This window comes from Bacillus sp. CD3-5 (assembly GCF_006349665.1).
Taxonomy (GTDB): Bacteria; Bacillota; Bacilli; order Bacillales; family Bacillaceae_G; genus Bacillus_A; species Bacillus_A paranthracis.
Genome location: NZ_VEPX01000002.1, coordinates 50,750 through 63,457, shown reverse-complemented (window position 1 = coordinate 63,457; position 12,708 = coordinate 50,750). Strand labels below are relative to the sequence as shown.

At 35.1% G+C, this 12,708-nt stretch carries 10 protein-coding genes; 8 read left to right on the top strand and 2 right to left on the bottom strand.

The window, feature by feature from the left end:
* Window positions 1–2 precede the first annotated feature (2 nt).
* The 4 genes from prpB (at window position 3) to FH036_RS05300 (ending at window position 5,330) form a co-directional block, all read left to right on the top strand.
* The gene (prpB, locus tag FH036_RS05315) at window positions 3–911 is read left to right on the top strand and encodes a methylisocitrate lyase (RefSeq protein ID WP_000312655.1); all 909 of its coding nucleotides are present in this window, start codon (window positions 3–5) and stop codon (window positions 909–911) included.
* 305 nt (window positions 912–1,216) lie between these two features.
* Window positions 1,217–2,926 (top strand): acyl-CoA dehydrogenase family protein, encoded by a 1,710-nt coding sequence (locus FH036_RS05310; protein ID WP_000416019.1) that lies wholly within the window; start codon window positions 1,217–1,219, stop codon window positions 2,924–2,926.
* 16 nt (window positions 2,927–2,942) lie between these two features.
* Complete coding sequence (locus FH036_RS05305) at window positions 2,943–3,833, top strand: NAD(P)-dependent oxidoreductase (RefSeq protein WP_139895481.1); 891 nt, start codon at window positions 2,943–2,945, stop codon at window positions 3,831–3,833.
* Between the two features lie 36 nt (window positions 3,834–3,869).
* A complete protein-coding gene (locus FH036_RS05300; protein ID WP_000633357.1) occupies window positions 3,870–5,330 on the top strand; it encodes a CoA-acylating methylmalonate-semialdehyde dehydrogenase in 1,461 nt (486 codons plus the stop codon).
* Between the two features lie 70 nt (window positions 5,331–5,400).
* On the opposite strand, the gene FH036_RS05295 is transcribed toward FH036_RS05300, so the two are convergent.
* Window positions 5,401–6,033, bottom strand: a complete 633-nt coding sequence (locus FH036_RS05295; protein ID WP_000572325.1) for a LysE family translocator — start codon at window positions 6,031–6,033, stop codon at window positions 5,401–5,403.
* A gap of 222 nt (window positions 6,034–6,255) precedes the next feature.
* Complete coding sequence (locus FH036_RS05290) at window positions 6,256–7,311, bottom strand: enoyl-CoA hydratase/isomerase family protein (RefSeq protein WP_139895480.1); 1,056 nt, start codon at window positions 7,309–7,311, stop codon at window positions 6,256–6,258.
* Between the two features lie 316 nt (window positions 7,312–7,627).
* On the opposite strand from FH036_RS05290, the gene FH036_RS05285 reads away from it, so the two are divergent.
* From FH036_RS05285 to FH036_RS05270, 4 genes are all read left to right on the top strand, one after another.
* Window positions 7,628–7,885, top strand: a complete 258-nt coding sequence (locus FH036_RS05285) for a hypothetical protein (RefSeq protein WP_001145041.1) — start codon at window positions 7,628–7,630, stop codon at window positions 7,883–7,885.
* Window positions 7,886–8,069: 184 nt separating this feature from the next.
* Window positions 8,070–8,309, top strand: coding sequence for a DUF2584 domain-containing protein (locus tag FH036_RS05280; RefSeq protein ID WP_000667348.1), 240 nt, complete (start codon window positions 8,070–8,072; stop codon window positions 8,307–8,309).
* A 15-nt stretch (window positions 8,310–8,324) separates the two neighbouring features.
* A complete protein-coding gene (locus FH036_RS05275; protein ID WP_000765137.1) occupies window positions 8,325–9,482 on the top strand; it encodes an exonuclease SbcCD subunit D in 1,158 nt (385 codons plus the stop codon).
* Window positions 9,479–12,568: an AAA family ATPase gene (locus FH036_RS05270; RefSeq protein ID WP_138322049.1), complete on the top strand. Its 3,090-nt coding sequence runs from the start codon at window positions 9,479–9,481 to the stop codon at window positions 12,566–12,568. Before FH036_RS05275 ends, FH036_RS05270 begins: the two co-directional genes overlap by 4 nt.
* The last annotated feature ends 140 nt before the right edge of the window (window positions 12,569–12,708 follow it).

Sequence of the window (12,708 nt, the reverse complement as noted above, 5' to 3'; positions counted from 1 at the left end):
GAATGGCTTGGGTTGTGAATAAACAGTCAACACAAGAGGAGCTTGCGAATCGCTTCCGAGCTTTAGTAGAAGCAAATGAAATTTTGCAAATTCCAGGTGCTCATGACGCAATGGCAGCTTTAGTTGCGAGAAATACAGGGTTTTCAGCTCTTTATTTATCAGGAGCTGCTTATACTGCAAGTAAAGGGCTACCTGATTTAGGAATCGTGACGTCTACTGAAGTAGCAGAGAGAGCAAGAGATCTAGTAAGGGCTACAGACTTACCAGTTCTTGTTGATATTGATACAGGATTTGGTGGTGTACTAAATGTGGCGAGAACAGCTGTAGAAATGGTGGAAGCGAAAGTAGCAGCTGTCCAAATTGAAGATCAGCAATTACCAAAGAAATGTGGACATTTAAATGGTAAGAAACTCGTTACGACAGAAGAATTAGTTCAAAAAATTAAAGCGATTAAAGAAGTTGCACCGAGCTTATATATTGTAGCGCGCACAGATGCTCGCGGCGTAGAAGGCTTGGATGAAGCGATTGAAAGAGCAAACGCCTATGTAAAAGCAGGTGCAGATGCAATATTCCCAGAAGCGCTTCAATCAGAAGAAGAGTTCCGTCTATTTAATAGTAAAGTAAATGCACCTTTACTTGCCAATATGACTGAGTTCGGGAAAACGCCGTATTATAGTGCAGAGGAATTTGCGAATATGGGCTTCCAAATGGTTATTTATCCTGTAACTTCACTTCGCGTAGCAGCGAAAGCGTATGAGAATGTGTTTACTTTAATTAAGGAAACTGGTTCTCAAAAAGATGCACTTTCTAATATGCAAACGAGAAGTGAGTTATATGAAACAATTTCATATCATGACTTTGAAGAACTAGATACTGGAATTGCAAAAACAGTATTATCAGAGGATCAATAGATAAAGTGAAACTTTAATCAGTGGGGGTTTTCTTCATCCCCCACTGATTATTAGTTGAACCAATCGGACTTTTATGGGCAGCCCGCCCCCCGCCTAACTTCTTTGCTTTCGCTGAATTTTGAGGCGGGGTCTTACTGCCCATTAAAGCGGGATAAAACAACTAAGGCGATGAGAATACATCTTTGGCAAGACAAACTGCTTGATGTGAAAATTCATCGCCTTCTGTTTTCAAAAATAAGATATTCCACTCATCGTAGACGAGCATATGTAGTAGCAAGTAAGGCCGAAATGATAGGGGGATTCAGATGGAGAAAACGAAGTTACCGTGGGATGAATTTTTTTCACTTAATAAAGATGTGAATCATGCTTTCTTTACGCCAGAAGATTTTTCAGGAGACGAAGATTTAATCGCAAAAACGACTGAACAATTCGTTAAACAAGAAATTGTTCCACAAATGGAGAATATTGAACAACATAACTATAAAGTTTCTCGTCAATTGTTTGAGAAAGCTGGAGAACTTGGATTATTAAGTATCGAGGTTCCAGAAGAATATGGCGGATTTGAATTAGGAAAGGCAGTTTCAGGGCTTGTAGCAGAAAAAATGGGATACGCTGGTGCATTTAGCGTTTCATTTAATATACACGCAGGTGTAGGTACATTGCCTTACATATATTACGGAACGAAAGAACAAAAAGAAAAATATTTGCCGAAAATTGCATCAGGAGAATGGATTGGGGCTTATGCTTTAACTGAACCAAATGCTGGTTCTGATGCTTTAAGTGCAAAAACGAGTGCAGTATTAAATGAAGATGGTACTGCTTGGAAGCTAAATGGTGAAAAGCAATGGATTACAAATGCTCATATGGCAGATGTATACGTTGTTTTTGCGAAGACAAATAAAGGAATGACAGCGTTTATTGTCGAAAGAACATGTGAAGGGGTATCTATTGGGCTAGAAGAAAAGAAAATGGGGATTAAAGGTTCTTCAACAGCGACGCTTATTTTAGAAGATGTTGTCATACCTGCTGAAAATGTTTTAGGGGAAGTTGGGAAAGGGCATCACGTAGCTCTTAATATTCTTAACTTTGCTAGATTAAAACTTGCCTTTGGAAATATTGGAACAGCAAAGCAAGCAATTGGATTGTCCGTTCAATACGGAAAAGAACGTAAACAGTTTCAAACGGAATTAGTAGACTTTACGATGATTCAAGAGAAAATTGCAAATATGATCATTGCTACATACGGAGCAGAAAGTGCAGCGTATCGTACAGCAGGTGTAATTGATGAAGCAATTCATGAGAGCGATGAAGATCTTATGAAGAAAATGTCTCAATTTGCAATTGAATGTGCACTGAATAAAGTAAATGCTTCTGAAACACTTGGTCATATCGTAGATGAAGCTGTACAAATTCATGGTGGTTACGGTTATATGCAAGAGTATGAAGTAGAACGATTATACCGTGATGCTAGAATTAGTCGTATTTTTGAAGGGACGAACGAAATTAATAGATTAACAGTTGCCAAAATGTTAATGAAGCAAATGGAACAAATTGAAGATACTGAAATAGAGATTGATGTAGAAAATGTCGAAAGAAACCATCGTTACATTTTATTAGCGAAAAAATTGTTGAAACAATCTTTGAAAACGCTCTCTAAAACTCCAGGTTTAAAAATTGATCAAGAGCAAGAATATTCACGTGTATTATCAAATATGTTAACGGACGTGTACGTCATGGAATCAGCATTTTTACGTACGAGTAAAGCAATTAGTAAAAATGGTGCAGAAAAAGAGCGTACGAAACAAATGATAACTGACGTTATTTGTGAAGAAGGCTATCGCAAAGTAGAAGAATCAGCGATTTCTATACTTTCCGCGGCTATTACAGAAGAACAAGATAGACACGTGATTTTAACTGAAATTCGTCAATTATTAGTGCCTTTATACACGAACGTATTTACAAAAAAGAGAGAAATTGCGAAAGCTATTATAAATCGCGGAAAGTATATTGTGTAAATAGGAGGAAAGCGATATGAAAAAGATTGGTTTTATTGGTTTAGGTAACATGGGTCTTCCGATGTCTAAAAATTTAGTTAAATCAAGTTACACAGTATATGGTGTGGATTTAAATAAAAATGCTGAAGCTTCTTTTGAAAAAGAAGGCGGAATTATCGGCTTATCAATTTCAAAACTAGCGGAAACATGCGATGTAATTTTTACAAGTTTACCTTCACCTCGCGCTGTTGAAGCAGTATATTTTGGCGAAGAAGGATTATTTGAAAATAGTCACTCGAATGTAGTTTTAATTGATACAAGTACTGTATCTCCACAGTTAAACAAACAGTTAGAGGAAGCTGCAAAGGAAAAGAAAGTAGACTTTTTAGCAGCACCTGTTAGTGGTGGGGTAATTGGAGCTGAAAACCGTACATTAACATTTATGGTTGGTGGATCAAAAAAGGTATATGAAAAGACGGAATCTATCATGGGTGTATTAGGTGCGAACATTTTCCATGTTAGTGAGCAAATTGATAGTGGGACAACAGTTAAATTAATTAATAACCTATTAATTGGTTTTTATACAGCTGGTGTGAGTGAAGCTTTAACATTAGCGAAAAAGAACAATATGAATTTAGATAAAATGTTTGATATTTTAAGTGTAAGCTATGGTCAAAGTAGAATTTATGAGCGCAATTATAAAAGTTTTATTGCATCAGAAAACTACGAGCCAGGTTTTACTGTAAATTTATTAAAGAAAGATTTAGGGTTTGCAGTAGATTTAGCGAAAGAAAGTGAGCTTCACTTACCAGTAAGCGAAATGCTATTAAACGTATATGAAGAAGCCAGTGAAGCTGGGTATGGTGAAAACGATATGGCTGCTTTATATAAGAAAGTTAGTGAACAATTAATTTCTAATCAAAAATAATAGACTTATAAACATCATAAAAAAGGAGAGAATATAATGATTACAACTGAAATTAAACGAGTAAAAAATCATATTAATGGTGAGTGGGTAGAATCTACTGGTACAGAAGTAGAAGCAGTTCCAAATCCGGCGACTGGAAAAATTATCGCTTACGTTCCGCTATCTCCGAAAGAAGATGTTGAAAAAGCTGTTGAAGCGGCAAAAGCAGCATACGAAACATGGTCTAAAGTACCAGTTCCGAATCGTTCAAGACAATTGTATAAATATTTACAGCTTTTACAAGAAAACAAAGAAGAACTTGCAAAAATCATTACGCTAGAAAATGGTAAAACATTAACGGATGCAACTGGTGAAGTACAACGTGGTATTGAAGCAGTAGAACTAGCAACATCTACTCCAAATTTAATGATGGGACAAGCACTTCCGAATATTGCAAGCGGCATTGATGGATCAATTTGGCGCTACCCAATTGGAGTTGTTGCTGGAATTACGCCGTTTAACTTCCCGATGATGATTCCATTATGGATGTTCCCGCTTGCAATTGCTTGTGGTAATACATTCGTATTAAAAACATCTGAAAGAACGCCGCTTTTGGCTGAAAGACTTGTAGAGTTATTCTATGAAGCTGGTTTTCCAAAAGGCGTACTAAATTTAGTACAAGGCGGAAAAGATGTTGTAAATAGCATTTTAGAAAATAAAGATATTCAAGCTGTTTCGTTCGTTGGATCTGAGCCGGTAGCTCGTTACGTATACGAAACAGGTACAAAACATGGAAAACGTGTACAAGCGTTAGCTGGTGCGAAAAACCACGCGATTGTAATGCCAGATTGCAATCTTGAGAAAACAGTGCAAGGTGTAATTGGATCCGCATTTGCAAGTAGCGGAGAACGCTGCATGGCATGTTCAGTAGTAGCAGTAGTTGATGAAATTGCAGATGAGTTCATCGACGTACTAGTAGCAGAGACGAAGAAGTTAAAAGTAGGTGACGGTTTCCACGAAGATAATTATGTTGGACCATTAATTCGTGAGTCTCATAAAGAACGCGTATTGGGCTATATTAATAGCGGTGTAGCAGATGGAGCTACTTTATTAGTAGATGGCCGCAAAATTAAGGAAGAAGTTGGAGAAGGTTACTTTGTAGGTGCGACAATCTTTGATGGCGTAAATCAAGAAATGAAAATTTGGCAAGATGAAATTTTCGCTCCAGTATTAAGCATTGTCCGTGTTAAAGATTTAGAAGAAGGTATTAAACTAACAAATCAATCTAAATTTGCAAATGGTGCGGTTATTTATACGTCAAACGGTAAACATGCACAAACGTTCCGTGATAACATCGATGCGGGTATGATCGGTGTAAACGTAAACGTTCCAGCACCAATGGCATTCTTCGCATTTGCAGGAAATAAAGCGTCATTCTTTGGTGATTTAGGTACAAATGGTACAGATGGCGTTCAATTCTATACACGTAAAAAAGTTGTAACTGAGCGCTGGTTTTAATATAAAATAAACAGCAAAATGAGTTATTAAATGAAAACCACCACTATTAATAGTGGTGGTTTTCATTTTGTTAATTACTTTTTTCAAAAGCTAGTTTAATACCAAAACCAATTAAGACAATTCCTGTTAACCCTTGAATATAACGTTGCGTCTTCGGTTTTTTCATAAAAGCACTAATTTTATCAATTAAAAATATATAAAAAGCGAACCATATAACTGTTAAAATGAGGTAAGTAAGGCCCATTATGAGAAGTTGGATAAACGTATTATGATTTGGATTTAAAAATTGCGGTAAAAATGTTAAAAAGAAGACTGCAACTTTAGGGTTTAATAAATTCGTAAGAAACCCTTGACGAAAGCAAGAAGTGTGTTCGTCTTCATTATGCAAAGAAATATCGTTCGTATCGACGCCTTCTTTATTTCTTACTGCTAAAAGGGCTTTAATACCAATATAAATTAAATATAGAGCTCCAACGTACTTGAAAATAGAAAATAAAAGAGCTGACTTTACAATAAGTGCAGAAAGGCCGATTACTGCTGCTAAAGTATGGATCAATAGTGCAATACATGTACCGAACACTGTTTTCACCCCGCCCACTTTACCAGCAACTAATGTGTTTTTCGTAGCCATTGCAGTATCAGGGCCGGGTAAAATGATAAGACAAATAGACATAATGATGAAAAGAAAATAATTTTCAATCATAGTCGCTCCTCCTTTTTTATTTTTAGAATATTTGATTAAAAATAGTGTAGCACATATTTCGATTTAATAAAATTAAATTTTATTAAAATTTATTAAATAGGAAAAAGGCTATATAGGCGTGTAATTATACGACTATATAGCCTCAATTTAATCCCGTATGAAAGGGCGATTGCTTCTACTAATAATAAGAGGGAGATAAACCCTACTTATTAAATTCTCACTTTACGCATTAAGTAAGTTAAAGAACCGATTTACATCTTCTTCTGAAACATCACTTAACTGCTTATATTTATAATTTGGATTTTGGTCTTTATCAACGACAACAGATCGTACTCCTTCAAAGAAATCTTCATGTCTCATGAAGTTTTTAGCAAGTACAAGGTCAGTAGCGAAACATTCTTCAACGGACTTATTTTGTCCATCAATAAACTGTTTTAATGTTACTTTTAGTGAAATAGGAGATTTTGATAATAACGTTTCTTTCGCTTTTAAAGCAAAGGAACTTTGATCTTTCTCTAATGAATGAATAATTTCTTCAATTGTATCGAATGCAAAATGTGAATTAATTTCTTCTAATGAAGGAGCAAGCTCGCTTTCTAATGTTGGAGCAGTTGCAAATGTACGGATGACTTCTTTTAAATGAGTATGTACATCGTCTTCTTTATGCCAATTTACACTTTCCAGTTCAGTAAGGAACTTGGGTAATGAATCAGATGTCATAAAGTAATCAGCAGCGTTTATAAATAATACGTCAGAAGCTTTTAAAATAGATGCTGTTAAAGCGACATAGCGGCCGGCATACCCTGGAGCTTTATTTAAGAAATAAGCAGCACCAACGTCTGGGAAGAAGCCGATATTCATTTCTGGCATTGCCCATTTCGTACGCTCAGTTACAATTCGGTATTTCGCACCATTTGTAAGACCGACACCACCACCCATTACAATTCCATCTAAACAAGCGATAATCGGTTTTTTATATTGATAAATATATGTATCAATTTCATACTCTTCTTCAAAGAAACGTTCCGCATGCTGCAATGCAGCTTCATTTGAACGTGCTTCATAAAGAGTTTTAATATCGCCACCTGCACAAAAACCTTTTGTGCCAGCTCCTTTTAATACGATTAGCGCAATTTGCTCATCATTTTCCCACTCTTTCAGTTTTTGCCCAATTGGCTGCAACATGTCATAAGATAAAGAATTAAGTGCTTTTGGGCGGTTTAAAGTAATTGATGCAACGCCGTTTTCGCTAACAGAAAATAAAACGTGTTCAGTCATGATTCATCCTCCCTTACATATCTTCTTATTCTTAATTCTTTATACGTACTGAAATGTCCTTTATAAATTTTGTCTAAAGTTGGCGGTATATGTTAATTTATCCACTGCATATTTTGACGAGTTATATTTGCAGGATTTTGGAGGTTGAAAATGAATATTACAACATTACTGTAATTGTAATTATTTGAAGTTACCATGATAAACACGCTATTATATATGTGTAAATTGTACATAATCACTTCGAAAAGAGTATTTGAAGTGATTATAATGAAAGAAAAATTGCTTTTCATTAGAAATAGAGAAAGGAGAAATCGGAATGCCAGTACCTTTACTATTGTCGGTGATTATTTTGTCTTCTTTAATGATAGGGATAACGCAATATTTTCATCATACAGATACGACAGAGGAAGTGAAGGATAAAGTACGACTTGTATTTCCGATTTTTATCATATCTATTTCTTTTTGCATTTTATTAAATAAAGATGGGTACATTGTTGCAGTATTTTCATTTTTTGTAGCGATTGTTTTCATTACAGTTTTATATTATGTAATGAAAGAATTTATCCAAAAATAAAGATGTCATATGAGACATTTTTATTTTTGGAAAGAATAAAATTTCACATACCGTATTATATGTGAAATTAAAAAAACATATCGCAATAGAAAAGTATGTACTTTACCGTGTATTTACTTGTCAATCTTGCATAGCCAATATACTATTAATAGTGTAGAGATTAGAAAAAGGGGTTGTATCTATCATGAAATTTGAGATGCACACAAAAATTATTTCAAATGAAAAAGAAGTAAGATTACATATAGAAGAAAACATATTTCAATTAAAATTGGATGGTTATCACTTATTTACAGTTCAAGAAATATTACCTTTATATAAATCAAATGAAGAAAGAATCGGTAGTGCAATGATACAAAAGTTAGAATGGGAGAACGGAAAAACTACAATAAACTATCAACTTGTATCACTAAATTCAGTAAATTAAAAGGAGCAGGAAACCATGAAGTTATTTCATACAGCCGATTGGCATTTAGGAAAGCTTGTTCATGGCGTGTATATGACTGAAGATCAAAAGATTGTATTAGATCAGTTTGTACAAGCTGTTGAAGAAGAAAAACCAGATGCCGTAATTATTGCAGGGGATTTATATGACCGAGCAATTCCACCTACGGAAGCAGTAGACTTATTAAATGATGTGCTGCAAAAAATAGTGATTGATTTACAAACACCAGTTATTGCAGTCGCAGGAAACCATGATAGTCCAGATCGTATTCATTTTGGAAGTAGTTTAATGAAGAAACAAGGATTATTTATTGTGGGGCAATTTCAATTTCCATATGAGCCAATTATATTAAATGATGAATATGGGGAGGTTCACTTCCATCTCATTCCTTATGCGGATCCAAGCATAGTGAGACATGTATTGAAAAACGAAGACGTACGTTCTCATGATGATGCGATGCGTATTTTTATGAATGAACTTTCTGAAACGATGGATAAAGAAGCTAGACATGTATTTGTTGGTCATGCATTTGTAACTTCTGCGGGCGAAGCGGAAGAGAATACAAGTGATGCTGAACGACCGCTTTCAATTGGTGGTGCTGAATACGTGAATAGTCATTATTTTGATAAGTTTCATTACACAGCGCTTGGACATTTACATCAAGCGCATTTCGTACGTAATGAGACAATCAGGTATTCAGGTTCTCCACTTGCATATTCTATTTCTGAAGAAAAACATAAAAAAGGATATTATATTGTGGAATTGGACGAGCAAGGTGAAGTAACAATTGAAAAAAGGTTACTTACACCACGCCGTAAAATGCGAACAGTAGAAGCGAAAATAGATGAATTGTTACAACATCCAGTAAGTGAAGATTACGTGTTTGTAAAATTATTAGATGAAAATCCTGTCTTGCAGCCAATGGAAAAAATACGCTCTGTTTATCCAAATGCAATGCATGTTGAAAGAGCCATTCAAAGACGAGAGTTCACTGAGTCAAATGAATTAACTGTTTCAAGACATAAAATGGATGATTTATCATTATTAAAGGCTTTTTATAAAGAAATGAAAGGCTTAGATTTATCAGAAGAGAAAGAACGTCTATTTGTAGAAGTATTACAAACAGTGCAAGAACGGGAAGGTGAACGAGGATGAGACCGATTCAGCTTATTATGACGGCATTTGGCCCATATAAACAGAAAGAAGTAATTGATTTTGACGATTTGGGAGAGCATCGTATTTTCGCCATTTCTGGAAACACGGGCGCCGGAAAGACAACGATTTTTGATGCGATTTGTTATGTTTTATATGGTGAGGCAAGCGGAGAAGAACGAAGTGATACGAGCATGCTCCGCAGTCAATTTGCTGATGATAATGTGTATACAAGCGTAGAATTAACCTTTCAGTTAAAAGGGAAACGTTATGAAATAAAACGACAACTGGGACATAAAAAACAAGGGAACAAGACGATTACGGGACATGCAGTAGAATTATATGAAGTAATTGATGAAGAGAAGATTCCGGCTGTTGATCGTTTCCATGTAACGGATGTAAATAAAAAAGTAGAAGATTTAATTGGTTTAAGTAAACATCAATTTAGCCAAATTGTTATGTTACCGCAAGGGGAATTCCGAAAACTATTAACATCTGAGACAGAAAACAAAGAAGAGATTTTGCGTCGTATTTTTAAAACAGATCGTTATAAGTTAATGCGTGAGTTACTTGACCAAAAACGAAAACAATGGAAAGACGTCTTACAAGAAAAACAGAAAGAGCGAGAGTTATATTTCCGTAATGTTTTTAAATTACCAATTCGTGATGGAGCATTATTAGAGACATTAGTGGAACAAGACCATGTAAATACGCATCAAGTAGTAGAGGCATTAGAACAAGAGACAGCTGCGTATAAGGCAGAGGTGGAGCAATTACAAGTAGAACAAGATATTCAAACGAAGCAATTAAAGGATGCTGAAACACGTTTTCATGCAGCGAAGTCTGTAAATGAGAAATTTATAGATTTACAACAAAAGAATGAGAAATATAATACATTACAAGAAAACCGTACAGTCATTGAAATGAAAGAAACATCTTTTAAACGTGCGGAACAAGCGAAGCGCTTATTACCATTTGAACAATGGTATGAAGAAGCAATGCAAAATGAGCAGAGAGTTGAAAGTTTGTTAAAACAAATAATCGCTAAAAAAGAAAATATAACGAATAACTTTAAACTTGCTCAGGAGAAATATGAAGCAGTAAAGAATAAAGAACCTGAGAGAGAAAATGCAAAAAAACTTGTTCAAAGATTAGAAGAGTTACAACCGATTATTGCATCATTGGCTGAGAAACAGTTGAATTTACAAAATGCAGAAGTTCAAGTAGGGAAATTAAAAGTAAGTATGCAAAATTTAGAGCAACAATTAGAAGTGCATACAAATCATAAACAGCTAATGTCTGATGAATTACAGCAATTAGAACGAGCACTTGAACAATACGTAGCTAAAGTAGAAGAACTAACGAATATGCGAGAAGATGCAAAAGTTTTAAAGCAAGCATATGATGTTTGGCAAGAAAAACAAAAATTCGAGAAAGAAAAAGAAGCGGCATATAATAACATGCAATCGGCAGTGAATGCATATGAAAATATGGAACGTCGCTGGTTAAGTGAACAAGCTGGTATATTAGCTCTTCATTTACATGATGGTGAATCTTGTCCAGTATGTGGTAGTACGACCCATCCGAAAAAAGCTACAGAGCAAAGTGATGCGATCGATGAAAAAGTGTTAAATGATTTAAGAGATAAGAAAAATATTGCTGAAAAACTATTTGTTCAATTAGAGGAGAAATGGAATTTCTATCATCTTCAATATGAGCAAGTAATAGAAGAGGTTAAGAAGCGAGGCTATCGCTCAGAAGAATTAGCTGAAACATATAGTGCGCTTGTTCAAAAAGGAAAACAATTAGCAACTGAAGTGAATACGTTAAAAGCAAGTGAAGAAACGCGTAAGCAAACAGCTGCGAAAATAAAAAGCATAGAAGAAAAAGTAGATGCACTTCAGAAACAAAAACATGAGGTAGAAACAGAACAGCACCGTATAGAAATGGATTGTATGCAGCTTCGTACGTCATATGAACATGATAAGAAAAACATTCCTGAAAACTTACAAACAGTCCAAGCTTGGAAAGTCCAGTTTGACCAAGCTATGCATGAGCTCAAATTAATGGAGGACGAATGGAAGAAAGTGCAGGAGGCGTATCAACATTGGCAAAATGAAAATATACGTATTCAAGCAGAACAGGAAGGTGCTTCTAATCAATTTGAAAGTGCAAAATCGAAGAAAGAAGAGACTTTCACGCGCTTTATGAAAGAGCTTGAACAGAGTGGATTTACAGATCAAATTACGTATAAAGAAGCGAAATTAAGTGATGCCGAGATGGATATGTTACAAAAAGAAATTCAAAGCTATTATTCATCTCTTGAAGTACTTGCAAAACAAATTGAAGAGTTACATGCTGAATTAAAAGATAAAGAGTATATGGATATTACGGCGTTAGGTGAACACATTAAAGAACTAGAAATTAACCTTGATATCATTAAAGAAAAACGTCAACGTTCGCAAAATGCGGTAACTTATATTTCTGATTTACATGAAAATATTAGACGTATTGATGAGCAAATTCATGAGGAAGAAAAAGCTTTCCAAGAACTTGTTGACTTATATGAAGTAATGAAAGGTGATAACGAAAGCCGTATATCATTTGAACGTTACATCTTAATTGAGTATTTAGAACAAATTGTTCAAATTGCAAACGAACGATTACGTAAATTATCAAATGGACAATTTTATTTAAAACGAAGTGAACGAGTTGAAAAGAGAAATCGTCAAAGTGGATTAGGGTTAGATGTATACGACGCATATACTGGCCAAACACGCGATGTAAAAACATTATCTGGCGGCGAGAAATTCAATGCCTCACTTTGCTTAGCGCTCGGCATGGCAGACGTCATTCAAGCGTATGAAGGCGGTATTTCAATCGAAACGATGTTTATCGACGAAGGATTCGGTTCATTAGATGAGGAGTCATTAACAAAAGCGGTTGACGCCTTAATTGACTTACAAAAATCAGGTCGATTTATTGGTGTAATCTCACACGTTCAAGAGCTGAAAAACGCAATGCCAGCTGTATTAGAAGTAACGAAGCAGAAGGATGGGTGTAGTCAGACACGGTTTGTGGTGAAGTAAGTTCAATTGTAATTCATATTATTTGCGATTCTTTAGTATAGAACTTTTGATAAAATAAAGGGACTGTCTCATAAGTCTCTTTCGAAGTAAGATCACATGAAATCGAAAAGGCAGAAATGTTATAAAATCAACATTTCTGC

Bases quoted from the DNA above. Each gene is read 5' to 3' on its own strand.
- prpB (WP_000312655.1), top strand. From the start codon at position 3: ATGGCTTGGGTTGTGAATAAACAGTCAACACAAGAGGAGCTTGCGAAT.
- FH036_RS05310 (WP_000416019.1), top strand. From the start codon at position 1,217: ATGGAGAAAACGAAGTTACCGTGGGATGAATTTTTTTCACTTAATAAA.
- FH036_RS05305 (WP_139895481.1), top strand. From the start codon at position 2,943: ATGAAAAAGATTGGTTTTATTGGTTTAGGTAACATGGGTCTTCCGATG.
- FH036_RS05300 (WP_000633357.1), top strand. From the start codon at position 3,870: ATGATTACAACTGAAATTAAACGAGTAAAAAATCATATTAATGGTGAG.
- FH036_RS05295 (WP_000572325.1), bottom strand. From the start codon at position 6,033: ATGATTGAAAATTATTTTCTTTTCATCATTATGTCTATTTGTCTTATC.
- FH036_RS05290 (WP_139895480.1), bottom strand. From the start codon at position 7,311: ATGACTGAACACGTTTTATTTTCTGTTAGCGAAAACGGCGTTGCATCA.
- FH036_RS05285 (WP_001145041.1), top strand. From the start codon at position 7,628: ATGCCAGTACCTTTACTATTGTCGGTGATTATTTTGTCTTCTTTAATG.
- FH036_RS05280 (WP_000667348.1), top strand. From the start codon at position 8,070: ATGAAATTTGAGATGCACACAAAAATTATTTCAAATGAAAAAGAAGTA.
- FH036_RS05275 (WP_000765137.1), top strand. From the start codon at position 8,325: ATGAAGTTATTTCATACAGCCGATTGGCATTTAGGAAAGCTTGTTCAT.
- FH036_RS05270 (WP_138322049.1), top strand. From the start codon at position 9,479: ATGAGACCGATTCAGCTTATTATGACGGCATTTGGCCCATATAAACAG.